The organism is Sporosarcina pasadenensis, assembly GCF_047228845.1.
GTDB lineage: Bacteria > Bacillota > Bacilli > Bacillales_A > Planococcaceae > Sporosarcina.
On record NZ_JBFEGM010000002.1, the window covers coordinates 308,923 to 329,676 of the forward strand.

Annotated in this window: 14 protein-coding genes; all 14 read right to left on the minus strand. The window is 48.8% G+C overall.

Going from position 1 to position 20,754, the window contains the following annotated elements; translation table 11 throughout:
- Positions 1 to 89: 89 nt before the first annotated feature.
- Complete coding sequence (locus tag AB1K89_RS05175; protein ID WP_413053724.1) at positions 90 to 4,604, minus strand: endonuclease; 4,515 nt, start codon at positions 4,602 to 4,604, stop codon at positions 90 to 92.
- A gap of 307 nt (positions 4,605 to 4,911) precedes the next feature.
- Positions 4,912 to 6,654 (minus strand): AAA family ATPase, encoded by a 1,743-nt coding sequence (locus AB1K89_RS05180; protein ID WP_413053725.1) that lies wholly within the window; start codon positions 6,652 to 6,654, stop codon positions 4,912 to 4,914.
- Between the two features lie 618 nt (positions 6,655 to 7,272).
- Positions 7,273 to 8,370: an ABC transporter ATP-binding protein gene (locus AB1K89_RS05185; protein WP_413053726.1), complete on the minus strand. Its 1,098-nt coding sequence runs from the start codon at positions 8,368 to 8,370 to the stop codon at positions 7,273 to 7,275.
- A gap of 80 nt (positions 8,371 to 8,450) precedes the next feature.
- The gene (gene nagA / locus AB1K89_RS05190) at positions 8,451 to 9,608 is read right to left on the minus strand and encodes an N-acetylglucosamine-6-phosphate deacetylase (RefSeq protein ID WP_413053727.1); all 1,158 of its coding nucleotides are present in this window, start codon (positions 9,606 to 9,608) and stop codon (positions 8,451 to 8,453) included.
- A gap of 4 nt (positions 9,609 to 9,612) precedes the next feature.
- Positions 9,613 to 10,509: a MurR/RpiR family transcriptional regulator gene (locus AB1K89_RS05195; protein ID WP_413053728.1), complete on the minus strand. Its 897-nt coding sequence runs from the start codon at positions 10,507 to 10,509 to the stop codon at positions 9,613 to 9,615.
- A gap of 13 nt (positions 10,510 to 10,522) precedes the next feature.
- The gene (locus AB1K89_RS05200; protein WP_413053729.1) at positions 10,523 to 11,470 is read right to left on the minus strand and encodes a GNAT family N-acetyltransferase; all 948 of its coding nucleotides are present in this window, start codon (positions 11,468 to 11,470) and stop codon (positions 10,523 to 10,525) included.
- Between the two features lie 19 nt (positions 11,471 to 11,489).
- Positions 11,490 to 12,398 carry an N-acetylmuramic acid 6-phosphate etherase gene (gene murQ, locus AB1K89_RS05205; protein WP_413053730.1) on the minus strand — a complete coding sequence of 303 codons (909 nt, stop codon included), beginning with the start codon at positions 12,396 to 12,398 and terminating at the stop codon, positions 11,490 to 11,492.
- Between the two features lie 11 nt (positions 12,399 to 12,409).
- Positions 12,410 to 13,582, minus strand: coding sequence for an exo-beta-N-acetylmuramidase NamZ family protein (locus AB1K89_RS05210; protein ID WP_413053731.1), 1,173 nt, complete (start codon positions 13,580 to 13,582; stop codon positions 12,410 to 12,412).
- The gene (locus AB1K89_RS05215; RefSeq protein ID WP_413053732.1) at positions 13,579 to 14,550 is read right to left on the minus strand and encodes a carbohydrate ABC transporter permease; all 972 of its coding nucleotides are present in this window, start codon (positions 14,548 to 14,550) and stop codon (positions 13,579 to 13,581) included. Before AB1K89_RS05215 ends, AB1K89_RS05210 begins: the two co-directional genes overlap by 4 nt.
- A 14-nt stretch (positions 14,551 to 14,564) precedes the next feature.
- Positions 14,565 to 15,518, minus strand: a complete 954-nt coding sequence (locus tag AB1K89_RS05220) for a carbohydrate ABC transporter permease (RefSeq protein ID WP_413053733.1) — start codon at positions 15,516 to 15,518, stop codon at positions 14,565 to 14,567.
- Between the two features lie 96 nt (positions 15,519 to 15,614).
- Positions 15,615 to 16,865, minus strand: a complete 1,251-nt coding sequence (locus AB1K89_RS05225) for an extracellular solute-binding protein (RefSeq protein WP_413053734.1) — start codon at positions 16,863 to 16,865, stop codon at positions 15,615 to 15,617.
- A gap of 312 nt (positions 16,866 to 17,177) precedes the next feature.
- A complete protein-coding gene (locus tag AB1K89_RS05230) occupies positions 17,178 to 18,335 on the minus strand; it encodes an anhydro-N-acetylmuramic acid kinase (protein WP_413053752.1) in 1,158 nt (385 codons plus the stop codon).
- A gap of 115 nt (positions 18,336 to 18,450) precedes the next feature.
- A complete protein-coding gene (gene nagZ / locus AB1K89_RS05235; RefSeq protein WP_413053735.1) occupies positions 18,451 to 20,013 on the minus strand; it encodes a beta-N-acetylhexosaminidase in 1,563 nt (520 codons plus the stop codon).
- Positions 20,014 to 20,040: 27 nt separating this feature from the next.
- Positions 20,041 to 20,748: a PIG-L deacetylase family protein gene (locus AB1K89_RS05240; protein WP_413053736.1), complete on the minus strand. Its 708-nt coding sequence runs from the start codon at positions 20,746 to 20,748 to the stop codon at positions 20,041 to 20,043.
- Positions 20,749 to 20,754: the final 6 nt, after the last annotated feature.

The window sequence follows — 20,754 nt, forward strand, 5'->3', positions numbered from 1 at the left end:
CTAACTAATCGTTTCCACATTTGCGAGTAATTTTCCTGTACGATAAAACAAGGACCAGAGGAAAAGTAACTCCTCTGGTCTAATTGTAATCATGAAGCTTTTCTAATATCCTCTGTTCCAGCAACTTGCCAAATCGACCTCACCCATTCAGGATGGTCGATGAACGGATTCCGGTTGCCTTGAATTTGTTCGATCACATTGTTGCGGTTCATTTCAAACGCGTCGACCGGATCCAGCTCATGCCATTCCAGGAGAACAGAAAGTTTTCCGTGGTATGGGTTGCTGCCGTTGTTCAGCAGTTCATTCAACTCCAAGTCGACACGGTCGCCCGCTTCGTAACGGGTTGCCATATAGAACAGCATCCGCGCCACGTCGCCCTTTACTCGATCAGGCGGCTCCCAAGAGTTGCTCGATTTAAAGCAACCGTCACAGCCCTTCACCGCACTACCGCCATAGTCAAAATCCAAGTTGCCGCGTGCGCTGTTCACTTGGACGTCGGTCGGACGCAAATGGTGGATGTCCGTTCCGGGGCCGATGCTTGTGCCGAAGTTGCCGTGCGATTTCGCCCATACATGCTCCCGGTTCCAGTCGCCGACATTCCCGCCGTTTCGATCTTTGGAGCGAGATTCACCAGAATAGAACAAGATGACGTTGTTCGTATTGTTCGGATCTTTATCCGTTTCCTTCAACGCATCCCATACTTGTGCATAGGTGAGCTGCAAGTGGTCAGAGATGATGTCGTGAAGGGCCGCTTTCAATTCCTGCCCTTCCTTGCCGATCGCGTCTTTATAATAACCATCTGCTGGTACTTCCACTTTCGTGACGGTTACTGAGAAGCTCGTTGTTACGGATTTATCGCCATCCGTTGCTGTCACTCCAACGATATGGCTGCCTTCCTCCAATTGCAACGTGAGGACGTCCTTCGTTAAATCAATGGTCCCTTTCGTTGTGGAATACGTCAGCTTATCGCCGTCCGGGTCGCTGAAATGCCCAGAGAGGACGATTGAAATCTTCTCCCCGGCCTTCGCTTCCTGATTAGGAATCGGCTTCGTGACGACCGGCGCATTGTTCACCGTCGGCACGCCAATCCGCTTCCCTTTCGAGTTGTAGAAGATGACTTTTGAAGCGTCTGCCCCTTTCACAAAGTCAATCCTCTTAATATTTTCAGCGCCTCTAATCTCGAGCGGATGCGAGCCTTCCACAATTACATGGCCCATCTCCGTCCCTTTCATGTCGACAATCAAGCCCTTTTTCTTCGGCTGCAAGATGACGGTATTCGTCTTGAACCCTTCACCCGTTAACTCGGCATAGTCCCCTTTCAAGTATATGCCGTCCTTCAATGACGATTGCCCATCCATATAAACGGAAACGCTCGGTTCCGCAATCATCACCTGTTTTTTATGTTCATTGATAAGGTTGTATACTTTCTTGATCGGCACCGGCTCCCATACAACTGGTGCTTCGAAGCCGATCTGCACCATGACTGGGTCATGATCGCTTGCACGTCCCGCCATGTCCGTGAAGTCTGCATTGATGTGTAAAATGTCGATTTCCGTTTGTTCCGCCAAGTTGTTCGACACTAAAATGTGGTCGAGTACTTGAGAGTTCCCTTGATGGACGTACGAATAACGGTTAGCCGTTTCGACATGGTTGATCATGTTCGTCATGAGGCTGCCTTCATGGATCTTCAATGCATCCGCAAACTGGAAGTCATTGAAATCCCCGAGAGAGACGATATTCGCTACCGGATTTTCAGCTTTGATTTCAGAAATGAAATTATAGACGAGCTGCGCAATCTGTTTACGCTGCGCTTCACTGCCATAGACCGGCGGCTGTGCAGAACCGAATAAAGGTGTATCTCCAGTTTTTGAATTCCAATGGTTCACGATCGCGATGACCGACTCGCCTTGGAAATCGAACTGCGCTGCCAATGGCTTCCGGCTGCTGTCGAATGCCGGATCATTCGGAGCGATACGTCCCGGATTGAGCGTCAACTTGCCGTTTTCATAATGAGTTGCCGAAGTCGCATCTCCATGCGGAATTCCTTCCGTGAGTGAAACACGTTCAGGATTGTAAAGGAATCCGACGCGGATATTCGCATTCGGCTGTCCGCCGTCCGCATTATTGACCGGGTCGATATTGACGTATTCGTACTGGACACCACCAGCTTCGACAATTGCTTGGATGAGGCGCACATAGCTTTCATTTGCGCGCGAATCGCCTGCATTTGGTCCATTATTGTCCTGCACTTCTGTGACGCCGATGATGTCAGGGTTTTGCATATCCTGTACAAATGCCCTCGCTAGTTTCTTCGCTTTATCATCTGAAGTCGTTGATTTATTGTTCGAGAAGTTCTCCAAGTTGTAGGAAGCGATTGTCAGCTTATCCGCATCCTTCACGATCGTCGTCTTCTCTGGCACTGCATCGCCTTTCGAATGAGCTTGTTGCATGTCACTCAAAGACGTGTAAATCTTGTAGTTTTGGAATGAATAGCCGACAACTCCCGTAATCGGTCCAGCGAAACGGTCTCCAGTCGCGACTTCGAAATCACGCGCTGGCCCGTTCGGCTCCAATCGGAATTGGACTCGCTCTGCGTTCTGGTCGTCCTCCTTCAAAAGAATCCCGCCATTCACTGTTTCCGTTTCAGCATTTTCGAATACCGTGACGAGGTCGCCATGCTGTTGAGGTCCGACCGCTTTCACATTGCCGACTTGCACAAGCATCGCTTCACGGCTTTCCCAGAAATCAGCTGCGTATTTTGCTGGATCGAATTCTGCGAACTGATGGCTTGCAATTTTCCCTTGTGGCAAGTTTTCTTCATCAATAATGAACGGTGTTGGAAGCGGAACGTTGCGCTTAAGGATTTGCACTTTGCCTCCTTGATCGTTTCTAACATTGATCTGTGTCGTCTTCAAGTCCGTATCCTGACGGTCTGCATATCCCTCGATTGCATATTCGCTCACTTTTCCGGTGACGGAAACAAGGTCACCGACAGAGAGATTCCAAGCATCTCTTCCACTATATAAGACAATTGCTTCTGACGTGTTCAAATTGCCGTCGCGTTTGTCATCCGGGGCTTGGATATGATAGTATGTCGAGCCGTTCAGTTCGTATTTGTATGTGACAATCCCTTCTACACCTTCCACAGTTTGTCCGTCAAAAGGAGATCTATGGCCGTCTCCTTGGATGTCATGGATCTGTAGAGCCTCCGTAATTGTATACGTGAACGTCGCAACGTCGCCGTAACGACCGTCATCCGTTTTCACGACCGCCTTCACTGTCGTGTCTTCTCGGATATCAATCGGCGTTGCGTACGTCGCACCATTTTCGATTGGATCCGCTCCATCCAATGTGTAAAGGATTTCCGCGCCAGGCGTGACTGTCGTCAATGAAACCTTCACTCCGTCGACGAATGTGCCAGCACCCGGGCTCGCGACAACCGGCTGGATGACGGAACTGTCAACGACAATATCGACCGTTGAGCGAGGGATAATTTGATAATCATTGTCGAACTGCTGGACAATTCCAGTGATTGAATCATAAGCTGTTCCGACAGTGAGACCTAATGTCGCCGTCTCATCACGGACGATGAATTCACCCGTTCCGTCTGTTGCTGCATAATTAGACCATCCGCTTCCATTTTGAACTCCCGAAAGGATTGCGTTATGGACAGTGACGAGCTGCGATTCAACCGCTTCACCGACTTCCGCCCCTGTAATGATGATAGGTTCAGGAGTTCCGGCATCTTTCGTAACTTCTACGATTGTCGCCCCATCCAACTGCAGCAACCCGCGGTAATCCGCAAGCTTTCCAGTCAACGTAACTTCATCGCCGACTTGCACATTCAAGCTCGTCGGCCTGACAGCGATACCGCCCGTTTCGTCCTGCACGGAAATTGTGTTCTTCAACTTGGCGGCAACCGTTCCTTTGATTGTTACGGTTTCCCCAAGTGCCTTTGTTCGTACATCGCCGATTGGGGAAATGTCTCCTGAATCATCCGGATCGCCTGGGGTTCCATCCATTTGATGCGACCCTAAATGATCGAATGTATCCTTTGGAAAGACAGTCCATTCTCCATCCCGGTTAAATGAATCTCCGGGATTTGAATCCCCGCTCGTAACCGATGCATTCCGCACAAGCGTCACATCCGTCCCCCAATTGGCACGCGCCCCTACTTGACCAAATGAGTCGATGACTGTGCCGGCTTTTTTGAGGACGAGCGCATCGTCACCATTGAAATTGATGACGCTCACATTCTCATAATGGCCTTTGTTCTTTATTTCGGCAACCGCATCTTTATGGTATAAGACATACGTCTCGCCGTGTCCCAACGCACCGGACAATGCCAGTCTTGCAGAAGGTGCCGTTGCACCATTCGCATACAGCTCCAACGTATAATTACTCAAATCAACTGCTTGTCCCGTGCCATTATAAAGCTCGATTGCCTTATTGAAGCTGCTGCCCTCCACATACTCGGAAATGAACAGATCTGTTGCAACCGACTCCGCTTTCACAACTGCAGGAATCGACGGCAGAACCATCGTTGCAGCAAGTCCCGCTGCCAAAAAGCCATTCAAGCGCTTCCTCCATCTCTTACTCCGCATGAAACCATTCTCCCTTCATCTATTGAAAATATGGTGCATTTGCGAGTAGGTCGTCTGTGAACCGCTCCCTTTCCATATCAGGTTATTAGATTACAAGGTTTCATACTTATCGTACCACTGCATAAATGGCATGACCATGCGACTTTTTGCAATATTTAGCTACTTATTAATCAAACTTTTGACATGTATTTTATCGTTATCTTTGTGAGATTAGGCGCAAGGGTAAAAAGGAGATTGGTTGTTTTACGATAAATACGTTTCATTCAAAAAAACTCCTTAGCCCAATTGGACCAAGGAGTTCCTTTTATTACACAATGATGACGAGCTCTTTTACTTCTTCTACGCCTTTGAAATCAACGATTTCCTGTATTTCGGAGCCGTCCAATGTCTCTTTCTGGAATAAGACATTGACCAATTCCTCAAACTGCGCGGCATTTTCTTGGATGAGCGTCTCCGTTTTCTTAAGTGCCTCACCGAAGAGCGCCTGCATTTTCAACTCTTTTTCGCCTTTATTGAATGTCAGTGTGAATCCATCTTGAAGCAAACCTGTGTCTACCATCCGTTCGATAATTTCCTTCGCTTGCTGCACGTCACCGCTGACGCCGATGCTATGCTCGCCAAGGTAAAGCCGCTCCGCGACGCCTCCCGCGAGAATCATGCTCACTTGATCGAGCAGCTCGCTCGCCGTCTGTAAATGGAGCTCTTTCTGGATTGGTGCTACGTAGCCAAGCGCCTGTCCACGCGGAATGATTGTCGCTTTGCGGACGGAGCCTGGTTTCGTAAGTGCTGCGATGAGCGCATGGCCTGCTTCATGGATAGCGACTCTTCTTTTCGTATCAGGATCATTGAGCGTACGCGATGTGCTTCCGAGAATTGTCCGGTCAATCGCGAAATCGAGGTCTCCTTTGCCGATCTCTTCGCGGCCGTCACGGATTGCCCGTTTGCTCGCGGTTTCGAATAAAGAGCTGAGCTCCGCACCGGAAAAACCTGACGTACTTTCGGCCAATACATCTAATGATGCATACACTTCTTCCGCCAACAGACGGCCCTTCGTATGGATGTCGATAATTTCACGACGGCCGTGCGTGTCAGGAAGCGGCACATTGAACGTGTAATCGATACGGCCCGGACGAAGGAATGCTTCATCGAGCATATCTTTCCGGTTCGTCGCCGCGATGAAAAGGATTCCTTCATTATCGTTGCCGCCGTCCAACTGAACGAGAAGCTCCGTCAATGTTTTCTCGGATTCCTCACCGCCATGCTCTTTCCGTTTGCCGGCAAGTGCATCGACCTCATCGATGAAAATGACGGCAGGACGTTGCTTGCGTGCATTTTGGAATAAAGTACGTACACGTGAAGCGCCGACTCCGACAAACAGCTCCGTGAAGGCTGAACCGCTCGACGAATAGAATGTTGCACCAATTTCGCGGGCGATCGCTTGGGCAAGCAATGTCTTACCAGTTCCTGGAGGCCCGTATAGTAGAATCCCTTTTGGCGCTTGGATCCCAACTTGTGTTGCACGTTTCGGATCTTTAATGATCGACAGCGTCTGGTGAATCTCTTCCTTCATCTCTTCCGGAAGACCGCCGATATCATTAAGTGTAATTTCAGGAAGCGGAGTCGCCTTCGAAGCTCCGTTCTTCATCGAAGAAACGCCGACCCCCAACTTCCCTTTCTTATGAAGAATCATCAACGTCAAAAACGATGCGAGTATCAAACCACCGACAATCAAGCCATTGAATTGGCCGCCATCGGCAAATCTATATGAAAGGTTATATTGTTCAACTAATTGTTCTGCCAGTTGGCTTTGCGGACGGACTTGCGTTACGTATAGCCCTTCTTCCGTCTTTAACTGCAACGTACCATCAGCCTTTTCCTTCAAGGATAATGGCTGTCCTTCTTGAGCCTGAATCGTCTTCTCAAATTCCGAAAACGACACATTCATTCCTTTATTTGCACCCGAGACATACCATCCGACACTTGCTGCTATTCCAATGACCAAAACGACAAGGACGACAATCTTAGTTGCAAATTTTGAATTCGGCTTCAAGCCATCCCCAACTCCCTTAAGAAAGATACTATTATTATATAAGAAATAAAGACGATTTAACAAGAAGAAAGATGTAGAAATAATGACAATTATATTGCGATAACTCGCTAACTAGAGGCTTTTATGCGAAACTCTCATTTTATTCCAGAGTAAAAATATTATATTTTGTCAAATGAAGATATTTCCTCCAACGACCCATCCGATTCTATTTCGGTTTGTTCTTTCGTGTAAATGAAGCAGGTTCTGTCGAAGATTGTTTAATTCCCGGGAAATATTTTTGAAGTCATCTACATTATCCGCCACTTGCCATGTGCCTCCAACCATGTTATAATAAATCAGTTAACGCCATAGTAACTTTTAATTTGACATGGCATTCTACGTACTGTTTTTGAGGACACTTATTCACACTGGCGCGGCTAAAGGGTCGCAAGGACGCAAGAGTCGGTAGGGCTTGCGTTGCTTAAGGATAGAAGACACCCAGTGGAAAATGACCGCGGCATTGATCATTTTCATTAGAATCCGGATCACGGATCTTAAGATGGACATAAACTTCAACAATAAAAGTTACTATACAAAAATAAGGGTTGCTTCTCATCATGAGAGCAACCCTTTTCCAATTTAATGAATGCGTTCTTCCGTTTCAACATCGAAGAAATGGGCTTTTTCCATGTCGAATGCGAGCGGGATTGTATCCGACGGGCGGATTGACGTATCGGAATCAATTCTCGCGATGAAGTCGGAGCCGTTCAATGAGGCGTATAAATACGTTTCCGCCCCCATCAGTTCCGCCACTTCAATTGTTGCTTGGAACGTCGCCTGTCCATTCAATTCAATGTCGGACGCTTTCGTATAAATATCTTCCGGTCGGACGCCGAGAATCATATCCTTCCCAGCATACCCTTTCCCTTTAAGCATCTCGCGCTTCCCCTTCGGAATGAAAACGGTCGTGTCCCCTATCGTAAATCCCTGTTCCGTCATCGTCCCTTTGAAAAAGTTCATAGCCGGTGAACCGATGAAACCGCCGACAAATACATTTCTCGGGAAATCATATACTTCTTTCGGTGTTCCGACTTGCTGGATAAATCCGTCTTTCATGACGACGAGTCGCGTCGCCATCGTCATCGCTTCCGTCTGATCGTGTGTCACGTAGATCGTCGTCGTCTGAAGACGTCTATGCAGCTTTTGGATTTCAGCACGCATTTGCACACGGAGCTTCGCATCCAAATTGGAGAGCGGTTCATCCATGAGGAATATTTTCGCATCCCTTACGATCGCCCGGCCTAACGCGACACGTTGACGCTGTCCGCCCGACAATGCTTTTGGCTTGCGGTCCAAATAATCTTCCAACCCTAAAATCTTGGCTGCTTCCTGAACTTTTGTGTCAATGTCCTTCTTCTTCACTTTACGAAGCTTCAAACTGAACGCCATATTTTCGTAGACGGTCATATGTGGATAAAGCGCATAGTTTTGGAACACCATCGCAATATCCCGGTTTTTCGGGGCTACGTCATTCATCCGCTTGCCGTCAATTTCAAAATCGCCGTCCGTTATATCTTCCAATCCCGCAATCATTCGTAGCGTTGTCGATTTCCCGCATCCGGAAGGACCGACGAACACGATGAATTCCTTATCCTCTATATCCAAATTGAAATCTTTGACGGCAACGACCCCTTTGTCATATTCCTTTGTCAAATTGGTCAATTTCAGTTCAGCCATACATGATTCCCCCCTCAATTACTTCGTGGACTGCTCATTTCGTCATAGTGAGCCACTTACCCCAAACCATCCTATAACCTTCATTTACGGGAAAAGCACACTTTCCCTCTGCAAATGGTCGCCTGAACTTGGAATTCGGCATCCAGGAGCACAAGATCTGCATCTTTTCCGATCTCGATACTTCCTTTTCGGTCAAACACGCCTAACCGTTTTGCCGCATTGGTGGATGACATTCTTATCAAATCTGACAAATTGGCCCCTATGTCCCGCATCATCCGAACCGCTTCGTCCATTTTCAAGACGCTGCCAGCCAATGTCCCATCCAACAGTGTCGCTTTCGCACCGACGACCTGTACGTCCTGACCCGCCAACGTATATGATCCGTCCGGCAATCCTTTCGCCCGCATCGAATCCGTTATAAGGATAATCCGTTCGGGTCCTATCGACTTATAGATGAGTCTCATCATATCCGATGATAAGTGGATTCCGTCCGCAATCACTTCGCAATGGAGCTGCTCCAGCAAGAAACCGGCACCGACCGCTCCGATTTCCCGATGATGTAAGCCGCTCATCGCATTGCCGAAATGGGTCAGATGTGACAGACCGCGTTCGGCTGCCTGCCTGATGTCCGCGAAAGTCGCTTTTGTGTGGCCACCTGAAACGATGATGCCACATTCTGCGAGCCGCTCGGTCATCTCCAGTCCCACGTCACATTCTGGAGCAAGCGTCACGATTTTTAAATGGTCGAGCGCTTCGCCAAACCATCTTTCCAATACATCAAACGAAGGCTTCCGGATAAATTCGACCGGCTGCGCACCCGCTTGTTCCGGATGGATGAATGGCCCTTCCAAATGAAACCCGAGCATTTCAGCGCCGGATTCATTTTGCTCCATAAACCTCCTACCTGCATCGATGGCTTTTGCAATGTCGTTTTCCGATTGCGTCAACGTCGTCGCCAGGAATGAAGTCGTCCCTTCACTTGGTACGGCGGTTGCAATATTTTCAAATGATTCCTCGCTCCCATCCATGAAATCGGCGCCATCCGCCCCATGGATATGAACATCGATGAATCCAGGTAATACAAGACAGCCTTGGCCATCCATCCGTTCCAGAGCGGAATCTTCAATGAATTCACTGGAAACAGTTGCGATTTTTCCATCCTCCACGAAGATTTCTCCGTCGATGACACTTCCGTCCGGCATGGCGATTTGGATGTTACGAATGAGGAATGACGTCAAGCTCTCACCTCCCGGCTAACTTTTTCCGTTTCATGAATGTCTCGTTCCGGATTTCATCAATCGCTTCGCGTGTCGCATCCAAATAAGTGATCGTCGTATCGAATTGCTTCGAGGCAACCGACATGAAAAGGATGTCCATGACGTGCAACTGGGCAAGTCTCGAGGACGTCGCCCCGCTTCGCAAATTAGCTTCCTTCGCCGGCGACGTATGCAGCTGTATATCCGAAATCTGTGAAATCGGCGTCTGGCCGAATTTCGTTAGACTGATCGTCGTTGCCCCGTTCGCTTGCGCAAGCTCCAGGATTTTCCCCACTTCGAACGTCGAACCTGAGAAGGAGATGCCGACGACGACATCGTCCACGTCGACATTCGCCATGATCGTCGCCCCCATATGTAAGTCCGTGCTGACGGTGGAGGCTTTATGGATCCTCAAAAACTTCTGTTGCGCATCGATTGCGGCAATCCCGGAAGCCCCGACACCGAAAAAGTGGATATTCTTCGCTTTGACAATCGCGTCGACGGCGCATTCCAATTGTTTCGGATCGATCAGTTCAGCTGTTTCAAGCAACGTATGGACAGCATGCTCCGTCACCTTCTGGATCGTCGTTGCTACCGGCTCATTCGGCTGGATATCCCGCGTCGTAATTTCCAGCTTCCGGCCGAGATCGCCGTTGATACGCAATTTTAATTCCTGAAACCCTTTCAATTGCAGCGATTTGCATAGCCTCGTTACGGCAGCCCCGCTCGTTTGGCTCACGTCGCCGAGTTCCGAAACGGTCATCGTCACAATGTCTTGCGGGTTTGCCAAAATATAATCGGCTATTTTCTGTTCCGAAGGAGGGAGCAAATGCCTCATTTCTTTCAGCAGCACTAAGCCGCCACTCGTGATTGCCAATTTCATCCCTCCAATTTCATCAATCCATCAATTCCTTCACCATCACATGGAATGTACGGTATGTCTTGAATCCGTTTTTCAAATATAAATGACCCGCTGAGCTCGTTTCACTCGTCCAGAGGAACCAGGCCCCTTGGATCGTCCTTTTCTTCATGGAATGAAGGGCTTCATGTAATAATACCTTCCCTAGCCCCTTTCCTTGCTCGCTCGTATCCACCCCGAAAGGTCCAAAACGTTCCCGAATTCCTTCGTAGCCGCCATACATGGCGAAACCGACGACTTTTCCTGCCTTTTTGGCAATCAGAATTTGGGACGGATCGATTCCTTGCAGTAAACCTTCACGGATTGCACGTCCCCAATCGGGATTGAAAATGGTATTCGCGAATCGGATGACTGCGGGTAAATCACCGTCCTTTACGGATTCAAATATATACCCTTCCTGCTCTCGCTCCGCCTTCACAATTTTCACGGCTTTTGGATATACGTAATCCGTCAACGCCCGATGCATGGCGACCGGCGAATAGGCGCGCAGGAACCCTTCCTTCTGAAGGAAGTCGAAACCGGCTGGATATGCTGCATCGTCGATTCCCGGAAGGAAATAATTCGGCGCATAGGAAGAGAAGAACACTTTCTTTGCCCCTTGATTGCAGATGTAATCACAAGCCCTCTCCATCAGCCCATGGCCAATCCCTTGCCTTCTGACATGAGGATGCACCATGAAAAAGGTGATCCACCCCGTATCCGGTTCCAGATCGGTCCCCATCATCGGAAGCTTCCGGGTGATGGCCAAAATCGCCCCTACAATCCGCTCTCCATCAACCGCGACAATCAAGCCTTCCGGATCGAAGTTCACATCTAGCAGAACTTGTGTCCGGAAACGTTTTTCATTGATCGGATCGTGTAGGAGAACTTCATTCCACAACCCTACAATCCCTATTTCATCCCCGCTTTGAAACGTACGGTACATGCAGATCACCCTTCTTCCCCTATTTAATAGAAGCGAGTGTAACGGCTTTGCCTACGAATCCATCCGCTGATTCAATCAACGTTTGTGCCTTTTCTTTATCAACTTCTGCCAGAATCATGACGATCGCAAGCTTCACATTGTATCCGGTCTGTTTCAATACGGATTCGGCTTTGTCTTCATCCATTTCAGTAATCGTGCAAACCATCTTTTTGGCACGCTCACGTAATTTGAAGTTGCTCGCATTCAAATCGACCATCAAGTTTTGATACACCTTGCCCGTCTTCACCATCGCTGTCGTCGAAATCATATTCAAAACCATTTTATGTGACGTCGCGGCACGCAGTCGTGTCGACCCTGTCAATATTTCCGGACCGGTAATGACTTCAATCGGTATGTCTGCACAGTTGCTAATGAGCGAGTTTTCATTGTTGGAAATGCTGACGGTCGTTGCACCGCGTGACTTTGCGTACACGAGAGCCCCTTTCACATAAGGCGTCCGGCCGCTTGCGGCAATGCCGATGATGACGTCTCGACCGTTTATTTGAAGGTTCTCTAGGTCCTTTGCTCCTAGTGTCTCATCATCTTCGGCGCCTTCGATGGCCTCATACATCGCTCCTTTTCCGCCAGCTAAAACTGCTTTCACGAGATCCGGGGAAGTGCCGAACGTTGGAGGACATTCCACTGCATCCATAACGCCGACACGACCGCTCGTCCCTGCCCCTACATAGAGGAGCCTGCCGCCACTATTAAAAGCTTCCACCACTTTTTCAACCGTCTTTTCAATTTGCGGGATTACTTTCCGGACAGCTAAAGCAACGGTCTGATCCTCGTCATTCATCGTTTTCAGTATGTCTTTGATTGACATTTCATCCAACCGCGACGTCTTCGGATTGGATCCTTCAGTCGTCAGAAGTGATAATTTTTCCATCGTCCGCCTTCCTATCTATAGCGTAAGTAACGTTCTCTCGTATCCATGAATTTCTCCGTGTCACGTTTACACTGCTCGTGATACAAATTCAGATCCCCATTCAGCAGCCCGTTGCGTAAAACATCATTCCCCGCGAGCAAATCGAACATCGGATGCCGCAAATTGTCATATTCCAAAAACTCGAGTTTATCGGCATACATTGATGCAATGACTGCAAGGATATGAGCGACCGACTTCACCGGCTTGAATGTCCGTCGATCCGTAATATGCAGCTGAATTCCCTCGCAAAGCTGGCCATGATACTTTTGATACGTCGGTGTGAAAGCAAGCGCACGTGCTCGGATCCCTTCCAAGCCTAGTTCATTTACGTTATCTTGCAGCTTCTCACCGTCAATGAAAGGAGCCCCGATAATTTCAAAAGGTTGCGTCGTCCCGCGCCCTTCGGAAAGATTGGTCCCTTCCACTAAACAAGTGCCCGGATACATCAGCATCATATCGAGCGACGTCGTGTTCGGTGAAGGGGGAATCCAAGGAAGCCCATTCTCCGTATGGAATGAATGCCGCACCCAACCTTCCATCCCGACCACTTCCAATTCGCATCCGATATGGAACTCTTCATTGAAATAAGCGGCCAATTCACCGACCGTCATGCCGTGCCTGCTCGGAATGGGATAAAGCCCAACAAAAGACGTGTAATCCGGATCGACCAAATTCCCTTCGACACTTTCCCCGCCGATTGGATTCGGTCGATCAAGGACAATCATCCTTTTCCCTGTCCGCGCGCAAGCTTCCATCATATACGCCATCGTGTAGATATACGTGTAATATCTCGCGCCGATATCCTGTATATCGAAGATGACGATGTCGACTTGTTCCATCATCGCGTCCGTCGGTTTTTTCGTCTCTCCGTAAAGGCTGTATACCGGGATGCCTGTTGAACGGTGAACAGCATCTGTGAATTTCTCCCCTTCCTTCACATTCGTCAACAGCCCGTGCTCCGGTGCGAAGAGGGCTGTCAGCTGAAGCCCGGGATGTTCATGGAATAACCGTATTGTAGGGATGAGCCCGGTATTTGCACCTGTTTGATTCGTCAATAAACCGAGCCGCTTCCCCCGCAAGTCAGACAAATCCCTCTCGAAAAATACATCTACGCCCAGCTTCACCCGATTGAGCCCCATCATCATTCCTTCACGCCGCCAAGCGTCAAGCCTTGGATGAAATAGCGCTGGAATAAGATGAAAACGATGATCATCGGGATCGCAGCAACCGCAGCACCGCTCATGAGCAACTTAAAGCTAGCCAAGTTCGCGTCCTGCAATGTTTTCAACCCTACAGGCAATGTGTATAATTCAGCGGTATTCAGCACGATGATCGGCCAGAGGAACGAGTTCCAAACGCTCATGAACGTGAAGATGCCGAGCGCGGCAAGTCCCGGTCTCGCAAGCGGAAGGACGACTGTCCAAAACGTCCGCCATTCACTAGCGCCGTCCATACGTGCAGCTTCCAGCAATTCATCCGGAATAGAATACATGAACTGCCTCATGAGGAATAAGCCGACCACCATTGAAAGATCAGGCAGGATCAACGCCCAATGCGTATCCATGAGGCCAAGGTTTCCGACCATGATAAACAGCGGCACGAGCGTCACTTGACCGGGAATCATCATCGTAGAAATGATGATCCAGAAAATCAGATTCCTCCCCGGGAATTTCTTCTTCGCCAGAACATATCCCGCCATCGAGTCGATGAGCAAGATGCCTATCGTAACGACGACTGCAATGTAAATACTGTTGAAAAACCACTTCCCGACATCATGCTTCTTGAACAAGTTCTTGAAGCTTCCGAACGAATTTGAAACGATATGGTCCATCATGTCACGATGGTACGCTTCCTCGAGCGTCTCGCCCGCTTTCGCTGCTTCTCTCGCCTCGCCCCAATGTTTGAAATAAAGCGGAATCCCCATCGGATACATTTTCGGCGGATTGGAATCGACGTACGACACCGGCCGCTCCATGTCTTGGGATTGGTAGCTGCTTAGTTGAAGGGAAGTCGAGAACACCCAATATAAAGGAAGCAAAGAAACGACAGCAAAAACAGTGAGCAATCCGAATATAATCAGCTTGTTTAAACGATCAAGCGGTTTTTTCTTCATTTCCTATCCTCCAATCACTCATCATGGCGAAGCACCCGGAATTGGATGACAGAAAAGATGAGGATAATAACAAATAATACGACTGATTGAGCTCCTGCCAAACCGAATTCAAAATCCCGGAAGCCCGTTTTGTAAATGAGGTGGACGAGCGTCTCGGTCGCGCTCCCCGGTCCTCCCCCTGTCATCATGATGATTTGCGTGAACACTTGGAATGAGCCAATCGTGCTCAACAGCACTAAATACAACGTCGTTGGCTTCAATAATGGGATTGTAATATGGATCCATTGCTTGAACTTGCTCGCGCCATCCATCCGTGCGGCTTCATATAGTGATTGGGAGATCGATCCCATCGAAGCCAAATACATGATGATCCCGACACCGAACGGAATGAGGCATTGCATGATGATCAACGCCCATAACGCGGTGCTTGACTGTCCGAGCCAGTTGACGGGACCGACGCCGAACCAGCCAAGCACATAGTTGAAAAGACCGAAATCATAATTGTACATCCAGCGCCACACCATCGCGATGATGACCATCGATGTGACCGTCGGCAAATAGAACGCTGACCTGAACAGGCTTTGGGACAGTTTCCCCAACTCAAAAATGAGCGTCGACAGCACAAGGGCGCTAATGACGCCAAACGGGACCGTCACGACCGTGAAAAGCATCGTATTCTTCAACGCAATGCGGAATGCATCGCTCTCGAACACTTTTATGTAGTTCGCGAACCCGACAAATTCACTGCCGAAGATCTTGTATTTCTGAAAGGAAAGGACGAATGCCCACACAACGGGGATTGCAACGAAAAGCGTGAAAAGAATGAGCTTCGGAAGCAGAAAGAGGTACGCACTATAGTTCCGTTTCATTTCGTAGAACAGTTTCCGAGGGCTCCCACTCGGCTTCCCGATGACTTTCAGTTTTTCTTTTTTCTTTTTCGGCACTGCACCCATAGGTATCTGAGTCACATTGACACCCCCTAAAAGTGAAGCAGGCGTACGCGATGCATAGCCTGCTTTCTTTTTATTTCTTCAATATGTGGTCTGCTTCTTGATTCAAGTCGGTTACTCCAAAATTTGGTCTACTGCTTTTTTAGCGTCCGCCATGGCTTGTTCAGCAGTCTTTTCACCATTGAACACGAGTTGCAGCTCATTTTGGATCGCTTCATCGATTTTTCTCCATTCCGGATGACGTGGAAGCATGACGACTTGATCGGACATTTCCATCGCGCGCGTCATTTCCGGATTGTCTTTGAACGGATCCATTTCAGATGCACTGATTCGCGCTGGGAAAATACCATAATTTTGTGCCATATGGTATTGCTCTTCAGCTGTGGAGATGAATTTCATGAAATCAGCGACAGCCGCTTTCTTGTTCACATCTTCCTGGTGCATCATGACCCATCCGCCGACGCCGCCGATTGTTGCTGCATCTTTATCACCTGACGGATATTCAGCAACCATGAAGTTTGTCGGATACGCGCCTTGTGCAGCACCGATTGCCCATGTTGCCCACGGTTCCATTGCGACAGTACGTTGCTCTTCATTCGCCCACGCTTGGAATGTTCCGCCGACGTCATTACCGCCATGCGTTTCCGGAGCGACTTTATGCTTCAATTTCAAATCAGCCAAATCTTGGATCGCCTTCACCGCCTCAGGAGAATCGAATGTGAACTTCGTCATATCCTCGTTCAGCGGCGATCCGCCATTTTTATAGAAGAACGGCCATGCTTCGTAATAACCAGGCATGATATACGTCGAGAATCCGTATACATCCGTCTTCCCGTCTCCATCCCGGTCGAACGTCAATTTTTCCGCTGTCTGTAAAAACTCCTCATACGTCCACTTGCCGTCTTTCGGCGGCTCAACGCCAGCCTCTTCGAATAGATCCAAGTTCAACAGCATCGTGTGCAACGTAATACTATTCGGAATCCCGTATAGCTTTCCGTCATACGTATAAGCATCTAATGCATTCTCATAAAAGTCCTTTTTTGCTTCTTTATCGAAATACGGATCCAATGATTCGATAACGCCTTGCTCAATATGATCGATGCTCACCGCGCTTCCGCTAATATCGACAGGAGCGATGTCCGGCCAAGCTTTCCCCGCGATCGCGACACCTAGCTTATCTCCCATTTCCGCCCATGGCACTTGCACCAATTCGATTTCAATACCATCATTTGCTTCTTCGTATTCTTTGATTTTCTCTTCTAGCCAGTGGAATTTATTATCATCCGCATCCGGCCATCTCGGTCCATCCCAAATGGTGATCTTCCCTTTGAACTCTTCAGCCTTTTCCCGCTTCTTCCTTCTCACTGCAAGCTGCAAGCATCGTTGCTGCAAGCCCCAATGACAAGGCCGCATGAGCGGATCTCTTCCAAACTTTCTTCATTTTTTGACCCCCTGTTTATTTTTCTATGAATTTCCCCATTATTTATTCCCGGCAGGTAAAACGGTAGTGCCCAAAAGCATAGGATTGCGGAAATGCGCAAAAAATTTGCTAAACGCGCATAAATCCCGGAAATGAAGCATAAATGTTTGCAACTACGCATAACTCACTGGATTCACGCATAAACGCCGCTAATCACGCATAAAACCTAAAATGTACGCATAATCGCCTGCAAATGCTCATAATCCCCAAGCGATTTTCCCCATGATCGTCGCTCTCTCCGCCCCCGTCGCCGCGGGCAATGAGTTCGGCATTTTGTGGATGCCCAAATAGCCGAGCAATGCAAAGACGAACGCTTCCTTCGCATCTGCGTCAATTCCCAGATCATCGGTCGTCATGAATTTCAAGTCATCAGGCAACTGAGCCTTCAGGAACCCCAGCAACGTCCGATTGTGCACACCACCTCCGCTAACGATCACTTCCTTCACGTCATGTGATTGTATATATCTTTGAATCTCTGTAGCTATCGTTTTTGCCGTCAGCATTGTAGCGGTTGCGATTTTATCAGTGGCCGATTGACCGCGTTCATCTCCTTCCGCCCAGAACGTTTTGAAGAAAGCAGCCCCGAATAATTCCCTTCCGGTGCTTTTCGGCGCCGGTGCGGCGAAATAGTCATGACTCACCAGATGATCCAGCCATTCATTATCGACCGTTCCACCCTTCGCCAATTCGCCGTCCTTATCGAATGATTTCTGCCCGCCCGTTAACTTTGCAACACAAGCATCAATCACCATATTTCCCGGTCCCGTATCGTAAGCAACGATCGACTGCTCCGATCCGACCCGCGGCAACACTGTCAAGTTGGCGATGCCGCCAATGTTCAGCAAAATACGTCCCGACGTCTCCGATTGGAATAAAACCTGGTCTGCAAACGGCACTAATGGAGCACCTTGCCCGCCTGCTGCCATGTCACGTGTCCTGAAATCCCCGATGACGGTTTTACCCGTACGCTCCGCGAGAACGGCGATATCACCAATTTGCATTGTATTCGGGCGAGCATAAGAACGGTTCGGTTCTACTTCGGGCTCATGCCAAATTGTCTGGCCATGTGAGCTGATGAGGTCAATCGTCTCCATACCAATGCCCGCTACCTGTAAAACTTCTATCAGCGAATTTGCATATATTTCCCCTAGAAACATATTCATTGAGGATACGAGATGCAATGGCGCCGCCAGATCCATCAACTTGTGCAGCTCTTTCTTAAGTTCATCCTCATAAGGCACCGTTACAAAATGAACCAATTCATGCCGGACTTTTCCTTCGTCATATGAGAAATCGGCAACCGCGATATCGAGGCCGTCCAAGGAAGTTCCTGACATTAATCCACAGACACGCATTGGTTTCACCGGCATGCTCCTTTCCAAAATATCTCATTGAAAATGCTTACTGTCATTTTAGCCCTTCTGAAATTAAATATCAATACTAATTTATTACTCTAAAAAGAATTTTCATTCAATTGATAGATACTGGCAACCTACCAGTAATCGATGTTTTTCCTATTAAATAAGCAGCGACGACTTCAAATACCGACTCTGTGAATTCATATGTGCAAATCACCCGATTCGCCTTCGGAAAATAAGCTGCATCATAAGGCGACCGGACAGCGATGACATCGACCGGTTTTCCGCTAGCCAATATTTCATTGACGAGCAGTCGCTGGTTTTCATGCTTATCGGCATTCAGCGTCAACACGACGATATGGTCGTACTGACCCGCGAGTTCGGTCATGTCGACTTCATCCGGAGTTTCTTTATCAATTTCCATCGATGTTACGTTCCCGTGAATCTTTTCCAACTGCTCCGCCATCGTCAGCGTCGCATACCGTTTATCCTCGACCATCATCGCGTATTCGTTTTTCGGATGGACGAGCAACACTCGGTCCTCCGCTGCAATCGGAATACCCGGACCTTTCACTTCCGTTACGCCATGCTTATAAATCTCTTTCATCTCATCATGATGCTTCCTTGAGCCGACAAATTCGGCAACCTTGTTATTCGCATCGATCTCTTTCCAGGATGTATACTTCCGGGAAAGCTTTTCGATCCTTTCAATCGACTCCTCGATTTGCTGCTCGGAAATCCGGCCGCTTTCGACAGCTTCCGCCAGCCGGAGGATCGCCTGCTCCTGCAGATCGTGCAAATGGGACACCATGACGAAGTCCACTCCCGCCTCGACCGCCCGCACACACCCTTCCACCGTGCCGATCCTTTTTGCAATCGCGTCCATTTCCATGCAATCCGTTGTTATGACGCCGTCGAATCCGAGCTCTTCCCGGAGAAGTCCCGTAATGACCGAGTGGGATAATGTCGCAGGGACGTTTTCCTTGTCTTCGAGCGCGGGAAAATAGACGTGCGCGCTCATGACAGCATCCGCCCCAGCCGCCATGCATTCCTTGAAAGGTATTAGCTCAACAGCATGCAGCCGGTCAAGATTATGGTCGATTACTGGCAAGTCAAGATGGGAATCGACGCTCGTATCACCGTGACCCGGGAAGTGCTTCAATGTCGTCATGACTCCCGCTTCCTGCATGCCTAGAATCGAATGCTTTGCCATTTCCGCAACATCCGCAGGTTTTTCCCCAAAGGACCGGACACCGATGACCGGGTTTTTCGGGTTATTGTTAATGTCCACGACGGGCGCCAAATTCCAGTTGATGCCGAGCGCTTTCAATTCCTTGCCGGTCATGAATCCAGCCTTCCTTGCGTTCTTCGGATCATAGGTCGCGCCGAGAAGCATCGCGCCAGGAATAATCGTCGTCCCTTCCCCTAATCTCCTGACGACGCCGTTTTCCTGATCGATGCAAATGAGCAAAGGCGTTTCATAGCCCGCTTTCCTCGCTTCCTCCTGCAAGCTATTCGTCAACGCGAGAATTTCTTCAGGCGTGCCAATATTTCTCCCGAATAGGATGATTCCCCCAATATGATATGTGTGAATCAAATGTTTAATTTCTTCCGACATCTTAATGCCTTTGAATCCGGCAATTAGCAATCGGCCGACCTTCTGTTGCAATTTCATGTTGCTTCCCCCTCTTCAAATCTCTTCTTAAATTGGGAATCCCGGAATATGCCCTTCCTTTCTTACATGAAGCCCCCTGGAATTCTTCAACGTCTGTGCATACGTCGTGCGGGCCAAGCAGCCGCGCATCGTACCGAGCGCTTTGTAATAATCATAGTATCGGAAACTTGTGGAATTCATGATGAACCAATAGCACGATAACGCCTCCAAATAAGCATCGAACGAATTCGTCACATCGACGTAAATATCCGGCTCATAGCCGTCCATGTCCTCCCAATTTTCACTATGGAACACGCGGCGCAACCCGTGCGGCGGAAGCCCGTCGAGGTCGAACCCGGGCAAGGAAGCTTTCAACCAAGCGTCCTGTACGATCTTTTGGCAAAGCTCGTGATCGGGATGCATACTGTTCTCCCAATGCGTAATGACGAATTTCGGTTTCTCTCTCCGGAAAATCGTCGCCACCTCTTTGACGATTTCTTCATTGAATGTCAGCTCGGCATCCCGGTGTGAGAGTGTGATGCTCGTTCCACCCAAAATGGCCGCTGCCGCCTCTGCTTCCCGGATCTTCTGCAGACGATATTCTTCTACATCCATATCTGGCGGGGTTCCCTTTTCCCCAGCTGTTAAATGAAGGAACGTTACCCGATACCCCGCCTGTGCGTATTTATGGGCGATTGCGCCGGCCTGGATCTCCCCATCCCCGCAATGCGCACCGACAATCATGACATGTTGCATACCAAT

Bases quoted from the DNA above. Each gene is read 5' to 3' on its own strand.
- AB1K89_RS05240 (WP_413053736.1), bottom strand. From the start codon at position 20,748: ATGCAACATGTCATGATTGTCGGTGCGCATTGCGGGGATGGGGAGATC.
- AB1K89_RS05195 (WP_413053728.1), bottom strand. From the start codon at position 10,509: ATGAAATTGGCAATCACGAGTGGCGGCTTAGTGCTGCTGAAAGAAATG.
- AB1K89_RS05230 (WP_413053752.1), bottom strand. From the start codon at position 18,335: ATGCGTGTCTGTGGATTAATGTCAGGAACTTCCTTGGACGGCCTCGAT.
- AB1K89_RS05210 (WP_413053731.1), bottom strand. From the start codon at position 13,582: ATGATGATGGGGCTCAATCGGGTGAAGCTGGGCGTAGATGTATTTTTC.
- murQ (WP_413053730.1), bottom strand. From the start codon at position 12,398: ATGGAAAAATTATCACTTCTGACGACTGAAGGATCCAATCCGAAGACG.
- nagZ (WP_413053735.1), bottom strand. From the start codon at position 20,013: ATGAAATTGCAACAGAAGGTCGGCCGATTGCTAATTGCCGGATTCAAA.
- AB1K89_RS05215 (WP_413053732.1), bottom strand. From the start codon at position 14,550: ATGAAGAAAAAACCGCTTGATCGTTTAAACAAGCTGATTATATTCGGA.
- AB1K89_RS05200 (WP_413053729.1), bottom strand. From the start codon at position 11,470: ATGTACCGTACGTTTCAAAGCGGGGATGAAATAGGGATTGTAGGGTTG.
- AB1K89_RS05175 (WP_413053724.1), bottom strand. From the start codon at position 4,604: ATGCGGAGTAAGAGATGGAGGAAGCGCTTGAATGGCTTTTTGGCAGCG.
- AB1K89_RS05185 (WP_413053726.1), bottom strand. From the start codon at position 8,370: ATGGCTGAACTGAAATTGACCAATTTGACAAAGGAATATGACAAAGGG.